Source organism: Azohydromonas australica DSM 1124 (assembly GCF_000430725.1).
In the GTDB taxonomy this organism is placed as follows: Bacteria; Pseudomonadota; Gammaproteobacteria; order Burkholderiales; family Burkholderiaceae_C; genus Azohydromonas; species Azohydromonas australica.
In genome coordinates this window covers 107,472-130,907 of record NZ_KE387205.1, presented here as the reverse complement: position 1 = coordinate 130,907, position 23,436 = coordinate 107,472, and the positions used below count along the sequence as shown (strand labels likewise).

At 61.6% G+C, this 23,436-nt stretch carries 19 protein-coding genes; 14 read left to right on the top strand and 5 right to left on the bottom strand.

All coding sequences use genetic code 11. From position 1 onward, the window contains the following. Positions 1-87: 87 nt before the first annotated feature. The 10 genes from maiA (at position 88) to H537_RS45310 (ending at position 13,911) form a co-directional block, all read left to right on the top strand. On the top strand, positions 88-735 hold the full coding sequence (gene maiA, locus H537_RS51490) for a maleylacetoacetate isomerase (protein WP_084150925.1): 648 nt from the start codon (positions 88-90) through the stop codon (positions 733-735). 129 nt (positions 736-864) lie between these two features. Beyond that, complete coding sequence (locus H537_RS49665; RefSeq protein WP_084150924.1) at positions 865-1,863, top strand: XdhC family protein; 999 nt, start codon at positions 865-867, stop codon at positions 1,861-1,863. Between the two features lie 182 nt (positions 1,864-2,045). Then, positions 2,046-3,047: an LLM class flavin-dependent oxidoreductase gene (locus H537_RS0124535; RefSeq protein WP_028999957.1), complete on the top strand. Its 1,002-nt coding sequence runs from the start codon at positions 2,046-2,048 to the stop codon at positions 3,045-3,047. A 186-nt stretch (positions 3,048-3,233) separates the two neighbouring features. Next, positions 3,234-4,187, top strand: coding sequence for an AraC-like ligand-binding domain-containing protein (locus H537_RS45325; RefSeq protein ID WP_051243209.1), 954 nt, complete (start codon positions 3,234-3,236; stop codon positions 4,185-4,187). Between the two features lie 259 nt (positions 4,188-4,446). Beyond that, positions 4,447-5,991, top strand: coding sequence for a methyl-accepting chemotaxis protein (locus tag H537_RS56570; protein WP_043460034.1), 1,545 nt, complete (start codon positions 4,447-4,449; stop codon positions 5,989-5,991). A 1,263-nt stretch (positions 5,992-7,254) separates the two neighbouring features. Next, positions 7,255-8,955, top strand: a complete 1,701-nt coding sequence (locus H537_RS0124520; RefSeq protein WP_028999956.1) for a PQQ-dependent dehydrogenase, methanol/ethanol family — start codon at positions 7,255-7,257, stop codon at positions 8,953-8,955. 16 nt (positions 8,956-8,971) lie between these two features. Then, complete coding sequence (locus H537_RS49660; protein WP_051243208.1) at positions 8,972-9,448, top strand: c-type cytochrome; 477 nt, start codon at positions 8,972-8,974, stop codon at positions 9,446-9,448. Then, entirely contained in the window at positions 9,445-9,918 is a 474-nt protein-coding gene (locus H537_RS0124510; RefSeq protein ID WP_028999955.1) for a (2Fe-2S)-binding protein, read from the top strand. The genes H537_RS49660 and H537_RS0124510 overlap by 4 nt, the downstream gene beginning before the upstream one ends. Further along, positions 9,915-12,233, top strand: coding sequence for a xanthine dehydrogenase family protein molybdopterin-binding subunit (locus H537_RS0124505; protein ID WP_028999954.1), 2,319 nt, complete (start codon positions 9,915-9,917; stop codon positions 12,231-12,233). The genes H537_RS0124510 and H537_RS0124505 overlap by 4 nt, the downstream gene beginning before the upstream one ends. Positions 12,234-12,741: 508 nt before the next feature. Further along, positions 12,742-13,911, top strand: a complete 1,170-nt coding sequence (locus H537_RS45310) for a carbohydrate porin (RefSeq protein WP_084150922.1) — start codon at positions 12,742-12,744, stop codon at positions 13,909-13,911. Positions 13,912-14,033: 122 nt separating this feature from the next. On the opposite strand, the gene H537_RS0124495 is transcribed toward H537_RS45310, so the two are convergent. The 3 genes from H537_RS0124495 to H537_RS0124485 form a co-directional block, all read right to left on the bottom strand. Further along, positions 14,034-14,516: a response regulator gene (locus H537_RS0124495; RefSeq protein ID WP_084150921.1), complete on the bottom strand. Its 483-nt coding sequence runs from the start codon at positions 14,514-14,516 to the stop codon at positions 14,034-14,036. 119 nt (positions 14,517-14,635) lie between these two features. After that, positions 14,636-15,229: a nuclear transport factor 2 family protein gene (locus tag H537_RS0124490; RefSeq protein ID WP_238446782.1), complete on the bottom strand. Its 594-nt coding sequence runs from the start codon at positions 15,227-15,229 to the stop codon at positions 14,636-14,638. A 408-nt stretch (positions 15,230-15,637) separates the two neighbouring features. Next, positions 15,638-17,149 carry an aldehyde dehydrogenase family protein gene (locus tag H537_RS0124485; RefSeq protein ID WP_028999950.1) on the bottom strand — a complete coding sequence of 504 codons (1,512 nt, stop codon included), beginning with the start codon at positions 17,147-17,149 and terminating at the stop codon, positions 15,638-15,640. A gap of 525 nt (positions 17,150-17,674) precedes the next feature. On the opposite strand from H537_RS0124485, the gene H537_RS0124480 reads away from it, so the two are divergent. The 4 genes from H537_RS0124480 to ribA all read left to right on the top strand — a co-directional run bounded on the left by H537_RS0124480 (position 17,675) and on the right by ribA (position 21,198). Next, positions 17,675-19,003 carry an MFS transporter gene (locus H537_RS0124480; protein WP_028999949.1) on the top strand — a complete coding sequence of 443 codons (1,329 nt, stop codon included), beginning with the start codon at positions 17,675-17,677 and terminating at the stop codon, positions 19,001-19,003. Between the two features lie 706 nt (positions 19,004-19,709). Next, on the top strand, positions 19,710-19,949 hold the full coding sequence (locus H537_RS51485) for a hypothetical protein (RefSeq protein WP_238446781.1): 240 nt from the start codon (positions 19,710-19,712) through the stop codon (positions 19,947-19,949). A 41-nt stretch (positions 19,950-19,990) separates the two neighbouring features. Continuing rightward, positions 19,991-20,485, top strand: coding sequence for a 6,7-dimethyl-8-ribityllumazine synthase (locus H537_RS0124475; RefSeq protein WP_051243206.1), 495 nt, complete (start codon positions 19,991-19,993; stop codon positions 20,483-20,485). Positions 20,486-20,499: 14 nt separating this feature from the next. Next, positions 20,500-21,198 carry a GTP cyclohydrolase II gene (gene ribA, locus H537_RS45305; protein ID WP_084150951.1) on the top strand — a complete coding sequence of 233 codons (699 nt, stop codon included), beginning with the start codon at positions 20,500-20,502 and terminating at the stop codon, positions 21,196-21,198. A gap of 146 nt (positions 21,199-21,344) precedes the next feature. On the opposite strand, the gene H537_RS0124465 is transcribed toward ribA, so the two are convergent. Together H537_RS0124465 and H537_RS45300 are read right to left on the bottom strand one after the other, a co-directional pair. Further along, a complete protein-coding gene (locus tag H537_RS0124465; protein WP_051243205.1) occupies positions 21,345-22,490 on the bottom strand; it encodes a branched-chain amino acid ABC transporter substrate-binding protein in 1,146 nt (381 codons plus the stop codon). A 121-nt stretch (positions 22,491-22,611) separates the two neighbouring features. Beyond that, positions 22,612-23,436 (bottom strand): Glu/Leu/Phe/Val family dehydrogenase (locus H537_RS45300; protein ID WP_043459941.1); only part of this gene is annotated, 825 nt, incomplete at its 5' end.

Here is a 23,436-nt window from a genome sequence, read left to right as displayed (position 1 = left end):
GTTTTCAAAGGGCATCGTTAACTTGAATTTGTCGTGCTTGCTGTCTCGGCACGACTATCAACTGTTTGGCTCAACGGTAAAGAAAATATGTTGACGCTCTACACTTATTTTCGTAGTTCTGCCTCTTTCAGGGTACGCATTGCTTTGGCGCTGAAGGGCCTTTCTTATGAATCGGTTCCGGTCCACTTGCTTCATGATGGTGGTGAACAGCATGGAAGCGATTTCTCGGCCCTGAATCCCACTGAACTGGTGCCGGTGCTGCGTGACGATGCGCAGATTCTGGCGCAGTCGCTGTCCATCATTGAATACCTCGACGAGCGCTACCCGGAGCACCGCTTGTTGCCAGGTGATTTTGCTGGACGCGCACGCGTGCGTGCCATTGCACAAACAATTGCCTGCGAGATTCACCCGCTCAATAACCTGCGTGTGCTGCAGTATCTTGAGCGCACGCTGGGCGTGGACAGCGCCTCTCGACAGGATTGGTATGCACATTGGCTAACGCTAGGCTTTGCAGCGCTGGAGCGCATGCTGGCCAAGAGCCCCGAAACAGGTCAATTCTGTCATGGAGACCATCCGACGCTGGCTGACTGCTGCCTGGTTCCCCAGGTGTACAACGCGCGCCGGTTCAACATTCCGATGGCCGACTATCCGACGCTGTGCCGTATCAATGACCACTGCATGCAGTTGGCGGCTTTCCAGCAATCTTCACCGGAGTGTCAACCCGACGCAACTTGAGGCTCGAATATCGTGCATCCGGTGCGTCAACGCATCGTGATGTTGCGCAACCCGCAGTGGCTTGGATAAGAACTTCATGTGCAAGTCAACGCGGGAAACGGGTCGAAAACGCATAAGAAAGGAGACCTAATGGATGGCATGGACTTGTTGGTAATCCGCACCGCTTGTGAATGGAGCGATGCAGGTCACCGTTGCTGGCTTGCGACGGTGGTTGAGACCTATGGCTCGGCGCCACGCCCCTTGGGCTCCATGGCAGTTCTGTGCGAAGACGGGCGGGTGGCGGGATCCGTTTCGGGTGGATGTGTCGAGGACGACTTGATGGACTGGCTGCACCGAGACGCCGTCCATGTGCACACGGCTCAGGCATTCGTTTATGGCCATGATGCTCAGGAGAGGGCGCGCTTGCGTCTGCCATGTGGCGGACATTTGCGAATCTGGCTGGAACCCGTGCCGCGACGCGAGTTGGCGACGCTACTTGCCGGCATCGAAGCGGGGACGCTGATGCGGCGGGAAATTAAAATGGACCTCGGCACCTCGCGTGTCGCAAGGGCGGTATCGGGAGACGTGACAGCGTCGTCGGGACAGTGTTTTTACCAACTGCTCGGGCCCGTGCGCAGGCTTTTTCTGATCGGAGCCAGTGAGGTGTCGCGATACCTCGCGCCCATTGCTCGCACAATGGACTATCGCGTCACAGTTATCGATCCCCGGTCAGAATACGCCGACACTTGGCCACATCCCGACTGTGAAGTCGTGCGCGATATGCCCGACGACGCATTGTCCGCGCGCATGCTCGACGCGCACACGGCCGTGATTGCCTTGACCCATGACCCCAAGCTCGACGATTTGGCTTTGATGGAAGCCCTGAAGTCCGCAGCCTTCTACGTTGGGGCTATGGGGTCCGTACGGACCACGAAGGCGCGCAAAGAGCGCCTTGCGATGTTCGAACTCACAGCGCAGGAAATCGACAGGCTGCACGGCCCGGTCGGCATGGACATTGGCGCTCGTACGCCACCTGAAATCGCCGTTTCCGTGGCAGCAGACTTGGTTCGCGTTGCTCGTGAGGCGCAGACGCTGGTGCGTCGAAGGGGTAACGCGCAAATGGAAGGAAGTTGTTCAACCCTGGAATAACTGCTTGCACCTCTTGATCTGATCCGTAGCCAAACCGGCTGACGCCGTTTGGTAGGCGGCTGCAAGGTCTCCAAGAATGTGCTGCTGGTTTCCAGGGCTGGCACGAAGGACGCTGGATTCGGAGTAAGGCACAAAGTTAAAGATATGCCAAACCACATTTCAACGGGTGTGTAGTCATGAAAATGCCAAAGATTTCTGTCCTGGACTTGGTGCGCGTTTCGCAGGGATCCACTCCTGCGCAAGCATTGTCCGACACGCTGGAGCGCGCTCAGCGAGCCGAACGGTTGGGTTACACGCGCTACTGGATCGCGGAGCACCACAATATTGCAGGTATCGCGAGTTCGGCGACCTCGATCATCATCGGGCGCTTGGCGGCCGGGACCTCGAGCATCCGCGTCGGGTCGGGCGGCATCATGCTTCCCAACCATCCATCGCTTGTCGTCGCCGAGCAGTTCGGAACGCTGGAATCGCTGTTCCCGGGAAGGATCGACCTGGGCCTCGGGCGAGCGCCAGGAACCGATCAAAGGACTGCAATGGCGCTGCGCCGTGATTCGTTCGCCGGCGATTCCTTCATCGAAGAGGTCAAGGAAGTGCGAGCGTTGTTCGAGCCGGTAGAGCCCGGACAGGCCGTTCAAGCCATTCCGGGTGCTGGTCTTCGCGTGCCTCTGTGGATCCTGGGATCGAGCACCTACGGAGCGCAAGTCGCCGCAGCGCTCGGCCTGCCGTATTCGTTCGCTTCGCACTTCGCGCCCGAGATGCTCTTTGATGCGATCCAGTTGTACCGAGATCGATTCCAACCGTCGGCGCAACTGGACAGACCCTACGTGATGGTCGGAGTCAACGTCGTCGCGTCCAACAGCGATCAAGAAGCACAACGGCAATTCACCTCGCTGCAGCAGGCGTTTTTGCAGATACTTAGAAACGAGCGAGGCTTGCTGCCACCCCCCGTCGACACTACGGACCTGAGTTGCAGCAGCGCGGAGCGCGCGCAGGTCAACAGAATGCTGGCTTGCTCGCTGGTCGGATCAGAAGCTGTTATCAGAGAAGGATTGAGATCGCTGGCGAGCCAAACAGGGGCCGACGAGGTGATTGCCGTATCCCCCATGTTTGACCAGGCCGCGGGTCTGCGTTCGCTGGAGATCCTTGCGGAGGCAGCGGAGCTGAGTGGTCCTCCTTGCCGATAGCAGCGCTGATTTTGTCCCGTCTACATGAGTAGAACTGGACAAGATGCGTTGTCAACCAAGCTGAAGACGAAAAATCAGGGTTTGTCGCATTGATAGCGATGGCTGCAGCGATGGATACTGCGGAACCGGCGTGGCAGGCATCGATCCACGTCCCCCCTTGACAGCATTGGCATTGTGTTTTGGGTGATGGACACACACTTCTGTACTTCGTCTCTTCGTGAGCGCGACCGCTACGCGTATTGGCACGACGTGATCTGCCGTCTGTATGCGCGTGCCACTGCACATCGAAGTGACACGAGCCTGCCGTTCATTGCTGATTTCCAGCGCAAGCTGTTCGGCACCGTGGCGCTCAGCGACATCCGTTGTGAAGCACTGCGCTATGACCGGCGACGTGACGACATCCAGCGGGATCCGAATGAGGACTTTCTTCTGACGCTGATGCTGGACGGGCAAGCCCAACTGGAGCAAGGCGGCCGCGTGGCAGTACAGCGACCGGGTGACCTCGTTCTGTACGACGCTGCAAGGAACTTCGTCTATGACTTCACGCAGCGCTACCGCATCCTTCTTGTTCGCATTCCCCGACGCACGCTGTTGAGCCGCTTGCCGGACGCGGAGCGGATGACGGCCGTGACCGTGGGTGAGGGCTCGTGCCTGGGTTCGCTTGCCGCGGGCTTGATGCGCTCCGCGAATGCACTGGACGTGCAAGAAAACACGGGGCCTTTGGCAAAGGTGGGCGCCTCGTTGCTGGAGATGGTTTCAGCTGCATTTGAGACCGAAGTCGCAGGACGGCGAGACCTGCTGGATCGGCAAGCGGCCCTGCTGCAGCGCGCGAAGGCCTACCTGCGGGCGCATCTGGATGACCCGAATCTTGAAGTCGAATCCATAGCGTACGCGCTCAACGTGTCTCCCAGCACATTGAGCAGGGCCTTTGCTTCCGAAGGCACGACCGTTATCCGATGGCTTTGGAGGCAACGGCTCGAGGCCAGCCATGCTGCGCTGTGCGAGGGCCGTGCGACCAAGGTGCTGGACATCGCGCTGGGATGCGGCTTCGCCAGCGGTTCGCACTTCAGCCGGATGTTCAAGGACGCCTATGGCGTTCTGCCTCATTCGCTGCTTCGCTCGCCAAGCCGAGTTAAGTAGCGAGGTGGGGGTGCAGGCGGCGGATGCTGTGCGGCGTCTACGCCGCGAAGATTTGCCTATGCCATCGACTGCGCGCGGGTCGCACTCCTGATCTGCTGAAGTTCTACTGCCGTCGGACAGTTGTGCGCCTGTCGTTGGGCGGCGCCGAGACAGAATTCAATCAATAAACATCGATCCTGCGCTGAACACGTGTCGCATTGACCGCCAAGCGACGTGTTTCAGCACAGGATTGCGAGGCTGTTGCATGAAAAGAAATTCAATGAAGCTTGGCACCAAGCTGGGATTGGCATTCGCGATTCTGGTCTTGCTGACCGTAGCAGTGGGGAGCTTCGCCCTGCACCAGATTTCCGGCGTGAACGCCCGTACACAGGAACTGGCAAACAGGTGGCTGCCTAGCGTCAAGGCGCTTGGCGAAGTCAGTGCTGCTGCCAACCAATTGCGTTTCCAGGAAGCCGATCACGTCATCTCTGGGGACGCCGCAGAAATGGCCCAGCTGGAGAACCAGATCTATCAAGGGATGGCAGCCTTTTTCGACAGGCAGCAAGCCTATGAAAAGCTGCTTGATTCTGACGAAGAGCGCTCGGGCTACGAGGAGTTCAAGAAGCACCGCGACGCCTATCTGGCGCTGCAGAACAGGCTGATCGAGCTCTCGCGCGGCGGCGACGGCCAAAGGGATGAAACCAAGGCTTTCTACCGTGGCGAATCGCGCACGGCCTTCACCGCGATGCTGGCGGCGCTCGACAATCTCGTGGAAGCAAGCAACCAGGCGTCCGATGCCTCTGCGGCCGCGGCGCGCAAGAGCTTCGAGTCGGCGCTCCTGTGGACCGGCATGCTCATCGGTGCCGCCGTCGTGCTGGCCGCGGTACTGGCATTCATCATCGTTCGCGGTGTCATCCAGCAACTCGGCGGCGAGCCAGAGGATGCGGCCGTGTTGGCCCGGCGGGTGGCCGGTGGTGACCTCAGCATGCCCATCTCGCTGCGGCGTGGGGATAACGACAGTCTGCTGGCTGGGCTCAAGCGGATGCAGGACGGTTTGGTGACCCTCGTGGCCGCCGTGCGTTCCAATGCGCAAGGGGTGGCCGCAGCCTCTTTGCAAATCGCTCAGGGCAACAACGATCTGTCGGGGCGGACTGAAGAACAAGCTTCTGCCTTGGAGCAGACGGCGGCCTCGATGAAGAAATTGGCGGCAACGGTCAGGCAAAACGCTGATAACGCCGCGCAGGCGAATCAACTGGCAGTGGAGGCATCCCAGGTTGTGATGCAGGGTGGCGAGGTCGTGAGCCAGGTCGTCGAGTCCATGAAGAACATTGACGCAAGCTCGCGGAAAATCGGCGAGATCATCGCAGTGATCGACAACCTCGCCTTTCAGACCAACATCCTTGCGCTCAACGCCGCTGTCGAGGCAGCGCGGGCAGGCGAGCAAGGACGGGGGTTTTCGGTCGTCGCCGGCGAGGTGCGCAGCCTGGCGCGGCGCAGCTCGGAGGCGGCCAAAGAGATCAGGGAACTGATCCAGGGCAGCATGGAGCGGGTGGAGCAGGGTACCGCACTGGTCAACCGAGCCGGGGCGGCGATGAATGATGTGGTGGAGTCCATCCGCCGTGTCACGAACATCGTGGGAGAGATCAGCGCAGCCAGCGCCGAGCAGAGCTCGGGCGTCGCACACATCGGTGAGGTCGTTATCGAGATGGACAAGGCCACGCAGCAGAACGCGGCGTTGGTGGAGGAAAGCGCTGCAGCGGCCCAGGGTCTGAATTCGCAAGCCCAGCAACTGGTAGGCACCGTATCGGTTTTCAAGCTCGCGTAGAAGGGCGCTGCCGCCGCCCGGGCCGAAGGCGGCGGGCGGAAGCCACGATGCGTGCGAGTCTGGTATGGCACCCGTACCTCTTGGCCTTGCAGAGTGTCATGGAAGCGGCTCGTTCCGTATGCCGCGTGGGTCAGGCTCGCAAACTGGACACGCCGACGCAGTAGGTGCTGCCAGCGGCGGCCAGCCCTCTGCAGACGTACGAGGCGCGCGCCCTGGGTCGCCGTAGCACAAGCGCCTCAGAGGCCTTGCTACATTACCGAGCGGCTTACCAAGAGCAGTTTTCCGGATGGCGCAGGTTATGACTGCGTACGCAGCTGCTGGCGATGCTGCCGGTCAGCCACCGGGCAGACTGGGCACTGTCCGAGCTACGAGCAAAGCGTTCTCGGTGTCGACGCATACCACTTGCTCGAAGGTGCAGACCGGTAGCTGGTTCAACCAGTTCATCCGTGGCGCCATGGCCGCGGTGCGCCCTACGTCCTATTCCGCGCGATGCGCGGGAAAGCTGTGAAAACGAGGCTTTTCCAATGGGCAACGAGCCGTCTGCTGCGCGCGACTGATCCCTCCTGGTCGCATTAGTGAAAGGGTGTTCTGATGTTTCCAGGTGGCTTGTGCGCCTCCTGCCGTGGGGCCGTCCATCAGTGTCGCGCGACAGTACATCGAGCAGCAACAGCCAGCAGACTGAAAACGCCAGCGGCGCGGCCCGGCATCCCCGGGCTGCCTTCATGCCACGCCCGTGTTATGCCTCCGTCCCACATTGCGCCGTCCGGTAGCCTCATACGGGCAGTCGCCCATGCTGCGCGACAAAACTGCGTGGGAAAGAGGCAGTGAAGTAGCGCGAAACGCGACAGCTGGACGTGCGGCAGGGGCTCTGCGCGTTTCGCCTGACGCAGGAGTCCCGTCGGCGCCCGCGGTAGTGCCCGTGGGATAGGTACCCCCCGTGCGCTATTTGCTGCCGGCCCGTGCCCGGAGCAAGGCCGAGGCGCACTCGCGTCATGTGAGTACGGCAACGGTCCAACAGTGGCCGGCGCAAGGGCCGGCAACCGCAGGTGCGGCTGAGCGCATTGAAAAGCAAGGGCCTTGACAGCTCCAGTCAATCGCCTTGACTGCCCCAGGCGCGTTTGGAGTGATGTCAGTTCCTAAAGTAGACCGCACTCGGATTTGCGGCCATCAACCTGATCTGCTGGCCTCTACGGGGTGACGTCCCGGTCGGCCGCTGGTGACGCAATACCTTCAATACATAGAGCCAAAAGGAGACAAGCAACCATGCGTTCTTGGACATCACGCGGTATCAACACGCTATGCGCGGTCGCTGCCGCAGCCTTGGTCGGTTGCGCGCAGACCGCGGGACCGGGCGGTGTGGCAACGACTGCCGCTGACGTCGAGGTCAGCACCTATGGCTTGGACAACAGCCAGCAACGCTACTCGCCGCTGGCCACGATCAACCGGGACAACGTCAAGAGCCTTGTGCCGGCCTGGTCGCTCAGTCTGGACAGCTCCGCCAATACGTCGACTCAGCCGCTGGTCATTGACGGCACGATGTACGTCGCCACGTACAACGCCACGGTAGCCATCGATGCGGTGACGGGCCGGCAAAAGTGGAAGGTCATGCTCGACCTGCCGGCCGACGCCGGCGCCATGGTGTGCTGCGGCTCTCATGCGCGAGGCATGGCTTATCGCGACGGCGTGTTGTACCGCCCGTCGCTGGATGCGCACTTGATGGCTATCAGCGCGGCGGATGGCCGGGTGCTGTGGCGTACCAAGGTGGCGGACTACAAGCAGGGCTTCTCGATCACCAGCGCACCGCTGCTGGTGGGCGATGTGGTGATCACGGGGATGTCCGGCGCGGAGTTCAATACTCGTGGATTCTTGCGTGGCTACGACGCCAAGACTGGTAAAGCACTGTGGACGCGCTACACCACGCCGTCGCCCGGGGAAAAGGGCTTCGAGACGTGGAACGGCAGCGACAAGTGGAAAACCGGTGGGGCCAGCACTTGGATCACCGGCAGCTACGATCCCGAGCTTGACCTGGTCTATTGGGGCACGGGTAACGGCTCGCCATTCAACCCGGTGCAGCGAGCCAACGGAGGTGATTCGCTGTACATCTGCTCGGTGCTTGCCATCCGCCCCAAGACCGGCGAGATCGTCTGGCATTACCAGTTCTCGCCTGGAGACGCCTTTGACTATGACGCCGTGGCCGAAATGGTGCTGGGCGACATGGACGTCGATGGCAAGCGCACCAAAGTGCTGATGAATGCCAACCGCAACGGCTTCTTCTACGTGCTGGATCGCAGCAACGGCAAGCTGCTCGCGGCGAGCCTCTACGGCAAGACGGTGAACTGGGCGACGGGCATCGACAAGGCCACCGGTCGGCCGATCGAGAGCGATATCACGCGGCGCTTCAAGTCGCAGGCGGTCATGGGCGAGCACGAGGTCGTGTTCCCGTCCTGGGCCGGCGTGAAGAACTGGATGCCGATCGCCTTCGACCCGAACCGCAAGCTGGCCTACGTCAACGGGATCAACTTCGGCATGAAGATCAAGAACATCCGCGACGAGCCCAAGCTCCCGGCGATCTTTCTGGCAGTCGATATCGGCGGTTATGCGGAGCCCGAGGATGGCAATCGCGGCTTCATGGCTGCAGTCGAGCCCATGACTGGCAAGCATGTCTGGGACGTACCGTTGAAGGTTCCCCACTGGGCCGGCATGCTGGCCACGGGTGGTGGGCTCCTGTTCACTGGCAGTCTGACCGGTGAATTCCTGGCCTATGACTCGGACACCGGCCGGCAGCTGTGGAAGTTCCAGACCGGCTCCGGCATCACCGGCCTGCCGATCACCTGGCAGAAGGACGGCAAGCAGTACGTGACGGTGACGAACGGCGCAGCGTCGATCTACGCCGGTGCGGGAGGCGACCCGGCGCTGCCCTCGGTTCCGGCCGGTGGCTCCGTCTGGACATTCGCCTTGCAGTGACTCAAGGAGGCAAGCCATGAAGTACACGGTGATCTCTTTGCTTCGGGCCATGGTCCCATGGGCCATGGTGTGTGCCGCCGCTACGGTGTCCGTATCGGCCGCGGCGGCTCCCGTACAGCCGCACTCCGCTGAAAAGCAGGCCGACAACCTGGTGGACCCCAACGCCGAGCCGGCACAGCCCGGTGCCGCGCCGGTTGCGTCCAATGTGGACGTCGATCTGTCCCTGGCCGACAAGGGGCACGGCATGTACAAGTCCTTCTGCCAGAAGTGCCACGGTCTTGACATGGTGACGCCCGGGGGCGGCTTCTTTGACTTGCGGACATTCCCGCTCGACGACAAGCCGAGATTCATCAACTCGGTGACCAACGGCAAGCGGGCCATGCCGGCTTGGGGCGCCGTCCTCAAGCCGGGCGACATCGATGCGCTCTGGGCCTACGTCGCGAGTTACCAGATCAACCGCAACTCCAGCTCCAATGGGAAGACTGCACAATGACCACCTTGGACATCAACGGCCGTCGTGAAGCGACGGAGTTGCCCGAAGACACTCCGCTGCTGTGGGTCTTGCGCGACGACCTCGGGCACACAGGCACTAAGTTCGGCTGTGGCCAAGCGCTCTGTGGCGCTTGCACCGTGCATCTCGATGGGCAACCGATCCGCTCCTGCATGACGCCCATCTCGGCTGCCGTGGGCAAGCGCGTGACGACCATCGAGGCCGTGGGAGCCGATCCCGTCGGCCGAGCCGTCCAGGCCGCATGGGTTGAGCTCGGCGTGGCCCAGTGTGGCTATTGCCAAGCCGGGCAGATCATGTCTGCCACGGCGCTGCTCAAGCAAAATCCCAGGCCCTCCGATGCGCAGATCGATGAGGCGATGGCCGGCAACATCTGTCGGTGCGGCACCTACACGCGCATCAATGCAGCGATCAAGAAGGCCAGCTCGACATTGTCCGCAGGAGCCAAGTCATGACGCCGTATCCCAGCATGCAGGACACCATTGAGCCCGCGGCGCTGAGCCGGCGATCGTGGCTCAAGAGCTTGGCCGGCGGCCTGGTGCTGTCCGTCAGCCCGGCAGGTCTGGTCCGTCTGGCCCAGGCCGAGGAACCCAAGCGCTACGGCCGTGATTCCATGCCCGGGGGCGTGGTAGACAACCCGCTCGTCTTCGTGTCGATCACGCCTGACGGCATCGTGACAATCGTCGCTCATCGTGCGGAGATGGGAACCGGCATCCGTACGAGCCTGCCGATGGTCGTGGCCGACGAGATGGAAGCCGACTGGGCACGCGTTCGCATCGTGCAGGCCGATGGCGACGAGGGCCGCTATGGCAGCCAAAACGTCGACGGCTCGCGCAGCATGAGGCACTTCCTGGACCCCATGCGCCGCGTCGGTGCCTCGGCGCGCGCAATGCTGGAAGCCGCCGCAGCGGCGCGATGGAAGGTTCCGGTCCAACAGGTGCAGGCGGTGCAGCACGAGGTCGTGCACAAGCCGACCGGACGACGCCTGGGCTACGGTGCGCTGGCCGTTGAAGCGCAGAAGCAACCAGTCCCCCAGCCGGCACAACTTCACCTGAAGGATCCGAGCCGCTTTCGCTACATCGGAAAAGGCAAGGTGATGCCGTACGACGGCGCCGACATCGCCACCGGCCGCGCGCGGTTCGGCATCGATACCCGGCTGCCGGGCATGGTCTACGCGGTGATGGCGCGCCCTCCGGTGTACGGCGGCAAGCTCCAATCCTTTGATGCGAGCGAGGCGATGAAGGTGCCCGGCGTCATCAAGGTGCTGGAGTTGCCCGGGTATCCGGGAGCACCGCTGTTCAATCCGCTGGGCGGCGTGGCGGTGGTGGCGCGCAACACTTGGGCCGCGATCAAAGGTCGGGAGGCGCTGAAGCTGCAGTGGGATGACGGCCCCAACTCGGGCTATGACTCCACTGCGTTCAAGGCCACGCTGCAGACAGCAGTCCGGCAACCAGCCAAGGCCCTGCGCAACGACGGCGACGCCGTCACGGCATGGAGCAACTCGCCCGAGGACCGGCACGTCTGGGCCGAGTACTATGTTCCCCACCTCGCACATGCGTCGATGGAGCCGCCAGTGGCGACCGCGCGCTTCGTGGATGGCAAGTGCGAGATCTGGGCGCCGGTTCAGGCGCCGCAAGGCGCGGTGGACAGCGTGGCCAAGCACCTGGGCCTGACACCGCAGGAAGTGACCGTCCACGTCACGCTGCTTGGAGGCGGGTTCGGACGCAAGTCCATGCCGGACTTTGTGTCGGAGGCCGCGCTGGTGTCCAAGATAATGGGCGGTGTACCGGTCAAGCTGCAGTGGACGCGCGACGATGACCTGCAGCACGATTACCTGCATACCGTGTCGATGGAGCGCGTGGAAAGCGTCGTTGACGACCAGGGCAAGCCAACGGCTTGGATGCATCGCACTGCCGCACCGTCGATCGTGTCCACCTTCGCCGTCGGCGGCAAGGGACAGGCGGACTTCGAGACCGGCATGACGGCCATCAATGTGCCGTTCGTCGTTCCCAATGTCCGGATCGAGTCTGCGGATATCGATGCGCATTCGCGCATCGGCTGGTTCCGCTCCGTGTCGAACATCCCGCATGCCTTTGCCGTGCAGAGCTTTGTTGCCGAACTGGCTGCCAAAGCTGGGCGTGACCCGCGAGATTACTTGCTAGAGCTGATCGGTCCACCACGGCGCATCAATCCGGAAACGCTCGCGGACAAGTGGAACTACACGGAGTCACCGGAGGTTTATCCCATCGACACCGGTCGCATGCGGCGCGTGGTGGAGGAGGCCACCAAGGCTGCAGGTTGGGGGCGCAAGCTGCCGCCGGGACACGGACTTGGCGTCGCGGTGGCGTACAGCTTCGTCACGTACACGGCCGCCGTCGTGGAGGTCGAGGTCAGCGACAAGGGCGAGGTCCGCATCCCGCGGGTCGACATGGCGGTCGACTGTGGTCCTCAGGTGAATCCAGAGCGCATCCGTGCGCAAGTCGAAGGCGGGTGCGTCATGGGACTTGGGCTGGCTTTGCTGGGCGAAATCACGTTCAAGAACGGCCGCGTCGAGCAAAGCAACTTCCATGACTACGAAGTGGCCCGCTCGGTGGCTGCACCACGTGCCATCCACGTGCATCTTGTCGGCAACGACTTCTCTGTGCCCCCAGGAGGGGTTGGAGAGCCGCCGGTGCCCCCAATGGCGCCCGCGCTTTGCAACGCGATCTTTGCAGCCACAGGCAGACGCATCAGGCAGTTGCCGATCCGAGACCAACTCACCCGCACCTGATCCGCTTCAGGGCCAGCCGCTGCAAAGCAGGACAGCTCCAAATGCTGTCTCTGCTCTTGGCCCGCGGCCCTGAGCCGATTGCCAGCAGTCGGCCACGACTGTCCCTGGTATGGGACGGCTTTATGCAGTTCGCCCACGTTGCTCCAGCAAGTCCAGCGAGGCTATTGCAGACGACGCCGTTGCACAAAAACGGGCGGAGTGACTTGGATGTGCCACGGGTATGAGCATCGGCCTGGTGCTGCATACCTGTTGCATGTCCTTCAAGACCCTGAAAAGTTTTTAATCGATCTCCCTAGAGAACTATTTTGCTGTGCGCCACCGCACAGTCTGGAAAATCTGCATTCAACCTGATCCAGTTTCAGCTGGCCGTTAAAGACGGCCGGTTGCCCTGTCGCATCCCACGGACGCAATTACCCGCAGCGCGGACTGCGCGCCATGCAACGCGTTTGGATTTTTACTCCTGCCCGATTCATGGCAGGCCCTTTCGTAGACCAAGGAGACAAATGATATGAATAAAAAACTAGCGGCGAGTATTCGCACGGCGTCTGCAGTTGCCATGTTCGCGTGTGGCGCTGCCCATGCTTTGGACTGGAACGGATACCTGCGTGCCGGCCCCGGCGAGAAAGGCAGCACTGGGGACCGGCAGAGTTGCTTCAGTGCGCAAGGTGGCGACAACACCTTCGGTCATGGCGGTGTGGGGCGCCTTGGAAACGAGTGCGAAACCTATGGCGAGTTCACCCTTAGTCAGGGCGGGAAGGCTGGCGGCATTGACTTCAAGACCATCCTGATGACCAACTTTTACCGACCTGGTTCGGACATCGGTGCAGAGAAGCTCGGTGTCAATCAGGCCTGGGTTCAGGCTTCGGGCTTTGATTTCGCACCTGATGTGTCGTTTTGGGCGGGCAAGCGGTTCGGCAATCGCGCTTTCGTCTATTTCGATGACTATTTCCCTATCAACATGACGGGTACGGGCGCTGGCGTGGATGGCATCAAGATCGGCGACGCTGCGCTGGGACTTGCCGTTTTCCGCGACGGGGACGACACGCCTAATCCCGGTACTCGATTGAATGCCGATCTGGGCGGTATCAACACGAATCCTGGTGGCAAACTGCGGATCACTGGCGTGGCCACGTCCTTCAGTGGTCCCGGTGGAAGCAGCGGTGCGGGACTGAGTCTCCAGCACGATCAAGCAGGTGTTCTGGGTGGCGTCAACACTCTCTGGCTCCAGTACGCCAAAGGCTCCGCGGAGGCAAATATGAATTTTGCCCCCGGTAACAGCACCTCGGATCGCAAGGCTTGGCGGATCGTGGAAAGCATGTTGTGGGGTAAAGGTCCGCTGACCGGACAGCTCATGCTGCGCTACGGCCAGTATGGTCCGGACAACGCCCGAGTTGACTTCAGCTCCATCGGCGGCCGTGTTGCATATGCCTTTACCCGCAACTTCAAGCTGCAGGCTGAACTGGGTACGGGCGTGAACAAGCCCGAGGGCGGCGCCTCGCAGCGACTGACGAAATTCACTGTGGCACCGACGTTGACCACGGGGCCTGACTGGCTGGACCGGCCGGAGCTTCGCCTTTATGTCTCCCGGTTCGACTGGAATGGAGCCTATGCAGCGGCAAATGCGCAAAAGCGCACCAGCAAGACCGCGGCCGGCGTGCAGGTCGAAATCTGGTTCTGACCTGAAGAGGCGCAAGCTTTGCGCCATATGACAGAACAAAAAGGCCCGCTTCACGGGCCTTTAATTATTCGTTTGCGGCTTTCGCACTAAACGTCTGCCGTTGCGTTAGGAACCTCCTCGTGTCACCGAATGCGGCCCAAGGCCTCGTGCAACTTGTCCAGGAATTGCCATACATCGATAGGCTTGGTCCAATAGTCATCGAATCCCGCCGCCAAGGCGCGTTCGATGGTGTTGTTCATGGCGTCTCCAGACAGCACGATACAGAGAGTATGGCGCGTTGCTGCATGTGCTCTCAGCCGCTGCAATAGCTCGTGGCCGTTCATGTCGGGCAGATGCATCTCAGTAAGGATTAAGTCCGGGTGCAGTTGCAGGCAAAGTTCCAGCCCGGATCCGCCATCGGTCGCCTGGTACAGCGTGTGATGGCCTTTCAGGTCCATGAGATACCGCAGCAACAACGCATTGGCACGGTCAGATTCGATATGCACCAAGGTGAAGCCGGTTGGCGCAGGCCTTGCTTTTCCCCGCGAACAATCGCTTGTGCCGATGCCTGCTCCGTCGTGGAATTTTTCCTTGTTATGGGGCGCCTGTATGACAAGGGATTCCATGGCATGGCATATGACATGCAGCGCAGACCACGCACCTGCGTTGCGGGGTGCGTTCAAAGTGCGTGGCCGCACAGATAATGTTAGTCGGCTGACGTTCGAGCAGTCACCGTTCGAGCCGATTACTTCGGAAGAACCAAGCCTTTTGCTGGGTCGCCTCCGCCGATGCTGCGGGTAGGCCAGACAATGTCGAGCTTGGACCGGTTGATGTACCACTTGCCATCAATGCGGGAATATTCGTCGGCATAGGAAGCGAGCAGCAGTAAAGGGTTTTCCTTGGGTTCCCGCTCGGTGGCAAAGTCGATCAGATAACAACGCCCCAATGCGCTATTCGATCCGGTGATTTCCACCCATTGATTCACCATGGGGTGCATGAACGGATAGCTCCCAAGATTCTTTTTGTCATAATCTGTGAATGCGGCGGCCAAGCCCGTGCGGATCTCGTCGCGTCCACGCCATACCCCAAGGCCTGCATCGATGACAGCGTCAGGCGTGAACAGGCTGGCCAAGCCTTCTAGGTTTTTCGTGTCGAGGTAGTGGGCGTAGAGGACGCGAAGCTTCTTGATGTTCTCAATCGTCACCACGTCATCGACGTTCAGGGGCGTTCGTACGGCGTCCATGGTCTTGGTGGAGACCTTTGGCAGTTCCTGTGCCTGTGCCGAAACAATCGACGCGGCGACAAGTGCACCAAGAAGCAGCTTACGGGGCATGGTCATGAGTAGTCCTTGAATAAACGGCGATAGAGGTGGGGCTAGCCAAGCTCCCATGAGGAAAAGGCCGAGTCCGTGTAGTGGCAGACCGGTCATCAAACAGATCGCATTGAATGCATCCTTCCTTCAATTTCTCCCTCGATAAGTGGAAAGACGTCACGGGGCCGAAGTTGGATTTTCGGCGCCTTATGATTCTTGGGCGTGCGTAGACATGCGATTTCAAAAGATATAAGCAACCTCGGTCAGTGGGTGTGTCGTTATGGCAATCGGACGCGTCGATCCATCAGTGCCGACGACATAAGGAAACCGTGGCGCGTATAGACGCGCCCGGTCGACTGGAGTGAGAAGAAATCAGGAATCAAGCCAAGCGTCGGCGGCTGTGCTGCCTCAACAATTTTCGTGGCTTGTGGAGAATCAACCGAGATTGATGGCGACCGACTTCAGCTCCGTGTAAAGCTCAATACCGGGCTTACCCATTTCGCGACCCCAGCCCGACTGCTTGAAGCCGCCAAACGGAAATGCTGCATCAATGCTGTGGTGCGCGTTGATCCAAATGACGCCAGCCCGGATACGGGCAGCCAGTTGATGTGCACGCTTTACGTCATTGGTCCAGATGCTGGCGCCCAATCCATAGGTCGTATTGTTTGCTTCACGGGCCAGGGCGTCCAAGTTCTCACCCGAGATTTTCATGGCTGCAATGACTGGACCGAAGATCTCGTCGCGGTAGACCGACATGCCAGGCCGCACGCCGGTCAGCAGAGTCGGCTGCATGAAATAGCCTCGGTCACCATGCTGCTGGCCGCCCACCACCAGCTGCGCGCCTTCGTCAAGACCGGTTTGCAGCATGCGACTCACGCGCGAGAACTGCCGCGCGGAGATCAATGGACCGAGTTGAGACGCCGGATCCAGCCCATGCCCCAGCTTGAGCGACGACGCGTACTGCGCCACACCATCGATCACCCGGTCGTACACGTCTTCGTGGATGTACAGGCGTGAGCCGGCCGTACAGGCTTGGCCTGCGTTCAGCAGCACGGCCTGAGCCACGCCCGGGATCACGTTCGCCAGGTCGGCATCTGGGAATACGAACACGGGGCTCTTGCCGCCGAGTTCCAGGCTGACACGCTTGAGGTTCTGCGCGGCGGCTCGAACGATGGCCTTGCCGGTTTCCGTGCTACCGGTGAACGCGATCTTGTCGATGTCTGGATGGGCCACCAGCGCCGCGCCTGCGTCCCCGCCACCGGTGATCACGTTCACTACACCGTCCGGCACGCCGGCTTCGCGGCACAGCTCGGCCAGGCGCAGGGCGGTCAGCGGCGTATCCTCCGCCGGCTTGAGCACCACAGTGCAGCCCGCGGCCAAGGCCGGCGCCAGCTTCCACGCCGCCATCAGAAAGGGTACGTTCCATGGAATGATCTGGCCGACCACACCAACGGGCTCGCGCACCGTGTAGGCGTGCCATTCGCCGGGCATGTTGACCGGGATGGTGTCGCCATTGAGCTTGTTCGGCCAGCCGGCGTAGTAGCGGAAGTGATCTGCCGCCAAACGCACCCAGAAGTCCTTGACCACGGCGAAGGGTGCGCCTTCGTCGAGAACCTCCAGCTCCGCCAGCTCTTGGGCATGAACGTCGATGAGCTCACCGATCTTCCAGACAATCCTGCTGCGCTCGTTGGTGGACAACCTGCGCCATTCACCACCGTCAAAGGCCTTGCGCGCTGCCCTGACGGCTGCATCCACATCCTGCACGTTGCCTTCGGCCATCACCGAGATCTGTTGGCCTGTCGCAGGGTCAAGCACGGGGCGTGTGGCTCCCGATGAAGCGTCAACCCATCGACCGTCGATGTAGAGGCGGTGCGAGCGTTGCAGGAACCGCTGCGTGGTCTCCAGGATGCCGGCATGCGGACTGGCGTGATCGAATGATTCAGACATCGGGCTTCCTTCAGTGGCGGCGGTGTACTGAACACGCGCCGTATCGCCGCAACCGCGCAACGCCTGCACTGACGGCCGGCCGGTCAGCCCAGGGCGCCACGCTCTATTGGCGCTGGAAATGTAGGAAGCGAAACGCCGTGGTGATCGTCTGGAACGGTCAAGCGGACCGACTGCAACCACCAAGTTGGTGAGTACGCGGGCAGGGTTGTGGAGCGCCAGCCGATGTTCCCAAGGCTGGATCGAGCGAGTTCTAATGCAGTCGGACTGCTCGTCTTCGTAGCGGGAGCGGTTGCAACTGCGCCGTGTACAGGGGCATCGCGCTGTCCATCAAGGCACGTTTGTGCCATCGTTTCCCATGAGAATGTCGTTTGGCAAAGCAGCGGGAATACGAATGTTCATCAGTCCGGCAATTTCATCGCTGGCTTGAGCGACACTTTTCCCTTATCCGTTTGCCCCTGCGCGGATGTGTGAAGCATTAACAACACGGTTGCTAACATCTAATGCGTTCTCGCTTGAGGTAAAGCAATGAATGGAGAAAAGTTGGCTGTTGGCGAAGCAGAGACTAATGCGGTGCTGCGAAAAATTTCTGGGCGCCTGCTGCCTATACTGTTCGTGTCGTACTTCTTTGCATTTTTGGATCGCATCAATGTCGGGTACGCACAACTGCAGATGAAAGCGGAACTTGGATTTTCAGACGCTGTGTATGGTCTGGGAGCAGGAATATTTTTCATAAGCTACCTGCTGTTCGAAGTGCCGAGCAACCTGTGGCTGCAACGCATTGGCGCCCGCTTGACTCTGCTGCGGATCATGCTCCTCTGGGGGGTGACATCCGCTGCGACGATGCTTGTGCGCACACCCACTGAGTTCTACATCGTCCGATTCCTCCTCGGCGCCTTCGAGGCGGGCTTTTTCCCCGGCATCATCCTCTACCTCACGTACTGGTTCCCCAGCACGTACCGTGCTTCCGTGACCGGCAAATTCATGTTTGCAGTTCCGATGGCCGGCATGGTTGGCGGGCCAGTTTCAGGGCTGATCATGGGATCGATGCAAGGCGTCGCTGGCCTGTCTGGATGGGAGTGGTTGTTCGTGATCGAGGCATTGCCAACGCTGGTGCTCGGTGTGATCTGCTTCGTGTATCTGGATAACAAGCCGGCTGATGCCGACTGGCTGACTCAGCGCGAGAAGGATGTTGTTCAAGCGGCCCTGGACAGAGACCACGCGGGCGAGGCAGAGATGCATGGGACGAAAAATTCGTCCATCACTGCTGCGCTGTTCGACGCGCGCGTCTGGCTTCTTGCGCTGATCTATTTCGCCACGGCCTGCGCCAACTACACCTACACGTTCTGGATTCCGACCATCATCAAGAGCTTGGGCGTATCGGATGTAGCCAGCATTGGATGGCTCTCCGCGATTCCGTATGCATTTGCTGCTGCAGGTGTACTGGTTATTACCGCGAGTTCGGACCGGCTCAAAGAACGCCGCTGGCATGTGGGCGGGACGCTCATCCTCGCTGCCATCGGGTTGGCGTTCTCGACGACCCTTCAGTCCTCGCTGACCCTGAGCCTTCTGGTGCTCTCGGCTGTGGCATTCGTGCAGTTTGGCGCCGCCATTACCTTCTGGGCCATCCCGCCGACCTACCTGAGCCGAGAGACCGCGGCCGTCGGCATTGGCTTGGTCAGCTCGATCGGTGTGGTGGGTGGCTTTGTCAGCCCGGCGCTGCTCGGCTACATCAAGAATGAGACCGGTAGCTTGGCCTACGGTATCTATTTCATTGCAGCTGTGATGGTGGTCGGTGGACTGCTTACCCTCTATGCGCTGCCCAAACAGGCGACGAGGGTCGTAAGGGCGGATTGACGCGCATTCAAGGCGGCACCTGTGAATAGCTGAGCAACCGTGCCGCCGGCTATGCACAAAGCCAGGCAGATGATATGGTCAGAAGGCGTACCGCAGCGTTGCATCAGCGCAGGAACGCCATGTACTGGATAAAAAAGTTGCGCTGTCAATAAAAGCTGACATAAACACAATTACATGACTCTGCAGGTGGAAGGGCGCCTGCATGCTGTCGCGCGTCAATCGAACTTACGAGAAGCTGGGTACGCAGGCAGCCTAAAAAAGAAAAGAGTTCAACGTAAACTCAATTGCGGCGCACAACGCGCCGTAATGGAGTAGCGGCGTCGCTGGTGGTCGACCCAGAGGCGGATACTACAGGGAACAAGGGAGCAAACGCCCACCCTGACCGCCCCTCGCAGTCGTCCTATGGTCATGGTGTGCGACGTGGAGCCTGGGCTTTCCCGACAGCACGTGCCAACACAGTTGGGCTCGCGACCCAGGACTCGACTTCCCAACGCCTGGTACGTCTGCCGGGGGCAGGTCACTTGCTCAGAACAAAACGCCGACCGATGTCTTCGGGCTTTCCATGCGCGGCATGCGTCTCCACTCGGCGAAGACTTCGTGACTTCTTATCCAGAGCATTGGCGGTGGTGATGAACCGGCACATGAATACAACGGCGCCCACACTGAGTCATGGCAAGCAGGTGGATAAGGATCCACCGAGATAAACATGGTCTTGAAGGAGATTTCCATGGGTGCGCTACGTCTGAGCCGCGAGGAAACCCGCTTTGAGTTGCGTTTTGAGTCGCTTCGCGATGCCACTAACGCATGCTCGTTTCCTTGCGACGAAGCAGGTCATGTTGACATGGACGATATGGCCGAAGGAACGCTCAACTGCTACCTGTTTGCACGAGCCGTCATCGGGCATGAGTTCGCCAGACCACGCGTGTGCCTGGTTGCCGCCGCCTGAGTGGACCGACAGACGTCCACTGAACTTAGCCGGGGTCAATCATGAACAAGTCCAACGCTGCCCTCACAAACCCGATCGACAAGTTGCGCATTGCCGTCGTCAGCGCTTCCTGGCACCGTGACATCGTCGAGCGCGCGCATGAGGGCATCACTGCCGAACTGAGCCGCCAGGGCCTCGACGTGGCGGCCACACTCACGCACATCTCGGTGGCGGGCGCCTTCGAGATCCCGCTGCATGCCCAGATCTTGGCTGAGAGCTGTGCCTTCGACGCCGTCATTGCCTGCGCCCTGATCGTCAACGGCGGCATCTACCGCCACGAGTTCGTCACCAGCGCGGTCATTGACGGCCTCATGCGCGTGCAGCTTGACAGCGGCGTGCCCGTGCTTTCCGCCGTGCTCACGCCGCGCGACTTCCACGACCACGAGGAACACCGCAGCTTCTTCGCCGCGCACTTCGTGAAGAAGGGCGAGGAGGTGGCCAGCGCCTGCCTAGCAGCGGTGCGCAGCTTGCGCCAGCTGCGCACGTTCATGCGCTGACGGCGGGGGTGCCCGTGAAATCCGACGCTCCCGCGCTGCCGCCGCCGGTGGAGGCCGGGCCCAGCGTCCGGTTGCCCACGCTGCACGGTGAATTCGAGCTTCAGACCTGGACCGATCCCCGCGCCAGCGTGGAGCATCTGACCATCCGCATGGGCGAGCTCGCCGGCGCCAAAGGGGTGCTGGTGCGCGTGCACTCCGAGTGCCTGACCGGCGACCTGCTGGGCTCGCTGCGCTGTGACTGTGGCCCTCAGCTGCAGCTGGCGCTGCAGCGTATCGCGGAGGCTGGCCGTGGCGCGGTGGTCTACATGCGCGGCCAGGAAGGCCGCGGCATCGACCTGGCGCAAAAACTGAGCGCTTACGCGCTGCAGGACCAGGACCTGGACACGGTGGACGCCAACTTGGCGCTGGGGCACCCCGTGGACGCGCGGCGCTACGAGGCGGCCACGGCCATTCTCAAGGCGCTGTGCGCGACCTCGATCCGGCTCATGAGCACCAACCCGCTGAAGCTGCTGGCGCTGCGCGAACAGGGCATCACGGTGGTGGAGCGTGAGCTGCACGCCGCCGGAAGCCATCCGGAAAACGCCGGCTACCTCGCCACCAAGCGCGAACGGCTGGGGCACCTGCTGTCCGGAGAACCTGCCCTCCTGGCACGATCGACGCCGTACAGGCGCAACCGCTCGCCAGCAGATGGGCTCGGAGAGAGGGCGGCTTGAGGGACAGGCCAGCCGTTGCCGACAGGCCCGCCACCAAATCGCCTCTGTCGCCGGTTTGCACAGGGCAAGCGAGCGCTGCTCTATTCGGACTCGGCGAGCCTGCGCGAACGGCTTGAGAGGCCGGCATGGGTAGACGGCCTTGGCACTCAGAATGAGGACAATGCCGTGGGCTGGCTGCCCTTGAACACGTAGACGCTGACCGGCGACGACTTCAGGTCGTGTTTTGCGGTGAACGAGTACTCGGCGGCCACGCCCTTGTAGCTGCCCTTGGCGATCTGGTCGGCAACCTTGCCCGGGTCGGTGGAGCCGGCCTTTTGCATGGCGTCCGCGATCAGCATGGCCGCGTCGTAGAAGTTCGCCGCGTAGGTCAACGGGTCGCGCTGGTAGGCGGCCTTGTACTTGGCAATGAAGGCCCGGCCAGCCTCGGACTTTTCGATGAGCCCGCCTGCTCGCATGCAGATCACCCTGCCGTCGGCCACCCCACCGCTGAGCCGGCTGGTTTCCGTGTCGCAGATGGCGTCGCCGCCCAGCAGCTTGGCCTGCAGCCCCAAGGCCACCATCTGGCGCAGCAGGGGACCGCTCTGGGCCGAGTAGCCGCCGTAGACGACGGCGTCAGGCTTGGCGCCTCGGATGGCGGTCAGGATGGCCGTGAAGTCGGTGGCCTTGTCGGTGGTGAATTCCTGCTTGACGATGTTGAGGCCTTGGCGCTTGGCCTCGGCCACGAATTCGGCCACGAGCCCCTGGCCATAGGCGGTGCGGTCATCGACCACGGCGACGTTCTTGACCTTCATCTCCTTGGCGGCATAGACCGCCATGGCGGTGCCCACCTGTACATCGTTGCCGCCGACGCGGAACAAGCGCGGATAGCCCAGTTCGGTGAGCTTGGGGTTGGAGCCCACGGTCAGCATCACCATGCCGGCCTCGTTGTAGATGCGCCCGGCAGGTATGGCGACGCCCGAGTTGTAGGGGCCCACGACATAACGGACCTTCGCATCGGCCAGCTTCTGCGCCACGGCCACACCTTGGCGCGGGTCGCCCGCGTCGTCCTCGGCCACGACATCGAAGCTCACCTTCTGGCCACCGACCTGAACTCCCTTGGCATTGAGCTCCTTGACTGCCAAAAGCAGGCCGTCACGGTTGTCTGTACCGCTGGAAGCTTGCGGACCGGACAGCGGGCTGCTGAAGCCGATCTTCACGACTTCCTGTGCATCGGCTGCCAGGGACGCTGCGCTTAGAAGTGCGGGCACGAGGACGGCGGCCCACAGCCGCGTATTGAGAGCGACGTGTTTCATGAGAATTTCCTTCTGGTCACGAACAGGCGCGCCAGCTCGGGCGTGGCGCGCACCCATGCAGGCAGGCTGCAAGGGCAGGGAGCCGATGCCCCGATGGCCTACCGGGCTCCCGAAAAAAGGCTCAGGGGTACAGGCCGCGCTCTTCACGGGCCGACAGGATCCGCTCGCAAGCCACGGCAAATGTGGCCGTGCGCAGGGTGATGCGGTGCTTGTCGGCCATGTGCCAGATGTGTCGCAGCGAGTCGGTCATGATCTTGTCCAGCCGCACGTTGATCTCGTCCTCGGTCCAGAAGAAGCTGGAGAAGTCCTGCACCCACTCGAAGTAGCTCACCGTTACGCCGCCAGCGTTGCAGATTACGTCCGGCACCACCAGCACGCCGCGATCGGCCAGCACGTCATCGCCTTCGGGCAGCGTCGGTCCGTTGGCGCCTTCGAGCACCAGCCGGGCGTTGATGCGCTGTGCGCGACCGCTGTCGATCTGGCCTTCCAGCGCGGCAGGGATGAGGATGTCGCACTGCACGTCCCAGAAGAGATCGTTGTCGATGAGCTCCGCGCTACGGAAGCCGCGCACGCCGCCGTGGCGCGCGACGTGCTCGCTGAGCTTGGCCGGGTCCAGGCCGGCGCCATTGACGATGGTCCCGCTGTGGTCTTGCACGGCGACGATGCGAGCGCCAGCCTCGGCGAACAGCTGCGCCGCCACCGAGCCCACGTTGCCGAAGCCTTGCACGGCCACGCGCGCGCCGTCCAGCGGCAAATTGATGCGCCGCGCCGCCTCGCGCCCGGTGACGAAGACGCCGCGGCCCGTGGCCTTCACGCGGCCCAGCGAGCCGCCGAGGTGGATCGGCTTGCCGGTGACCACGCCGGTGGCGGTGGCGCCGGTGTTCATGGAGTAGGTGTCCATCATCCAGGCCATGACCTGGGCGTTGGTGTTGACGTCCGGCGCCGG

Coding starts and splice junctions, on each gene's coding strand:
- H537_RS56570 (WP_043460034.1), top strand. CDS start 4,447: ATGAAGCTTGGCACCAAGCTGGGATTGGCATTCGCGATTCTGGTCTTG.
- H537_RS45325 (WP_051243209.1), top strand. CDS start 3,234: ATGGACACACACTTCTGTACTTCGTCTCTTCGTGAGCGCGACCGCTAC.
- H537_RS49665 (WP_084150924.1), top strand. CDS start 865: ATGGATGGCATGGACTTGTTGGTAATCCGCACCGCTTGTGAATGGAGC.
- H537_RS0124485 (WP_028999950.1), bottom strand. CDS start 17,149: ATGTCTGAATCATTCGATCACGCCAGTCCGCATGCCGGCATCCTGGAG.
- H537_RS0124520 (WP_028999956.1), top strand. CDS start 7,255: ATGCGTTCTTGGACATCACGCGGTATCAACACGCTATGCGCGGTCGCT.
- maiA (WP_084150925.1), top strand. CDS start 88: ATGTTGACGCTCTACACTTATTTTCGTAGTTCTGCCTCTTTCAGGGTA.
- H537_RS0124490 (WP_238446782.1), bottom strand. CDS start 15,229: ATGACCATGCCCCGTAAGCTGCTTCTTGGTGCACTTGTCGCCGCGTCG.
- H537_RS0124535 (WP_028999957.1), top strand. CDS start 2,046: ATGCCAAAGATTTCTGTCCTGGACTTGGTGCGCGTTTCGCAGGGATCC.
- H537_RS0124495 (WP_084150921.1), bottom strand. CDS start 14,516: ATGGAATCCCTTGTCATACAGGCGCCCCATAACAAGGAAAAATTCCAC.
- H537_RS51485 (WP_238446781.1), top strand. CDS start 19,710: ATGGTCTTGAAGGAGATTTCCATGGGTGCGCTACGTCTGAGCCGCGAG.
- H537_RS0124475 (WP_051243206.1), top strand. CDS start 19,991: ATGAACAAGTCCAACGCTGCCCTCACAAACCCGATCGACAAGTTGCGC.
- H537_RS0124510 (WP_028999955.1), top strand. CDS start 9,445: ATGACCACCTTGGACATCAACGGCCGTCGTGAAGCGACGGAGTTGCCC.
- H537_RS49660 (WP_051243208.1), top strand. CDS start 8,972: ATGAAGTACACGGTGATCTCTTTGCTTCGGGCCATGGTCCCATGGGCC.
- H537_RS0124480 (WP_028999949.1), top strand. CDS start 17,675: ATGAATGGAGAAAAGTTGGCTGTTGGCGAAGCAGAGACTAATGCGGTG.
- H537_RS0124505 (WP_028999954.1), top strand. CDS start 9,915: ATGACGCCGTATCCCAGCATGCAGGACACCATTGAGCCCGCGGCGCTG.
- H537_RS45310 (WP_084150922.1), top strand. CDS start 12,742: ATGAATAAAAAACTAGCGGCGAGTATTCGCACGGCGTCTGCAGTTGCC.
- H537_RS0124465 (WP_051243205.1), bottom strand. CDS start 22,490: ATGAAACACGTCGCTCTCAATACGCGGCTGTGGGCCGCCGTCCTCGTG.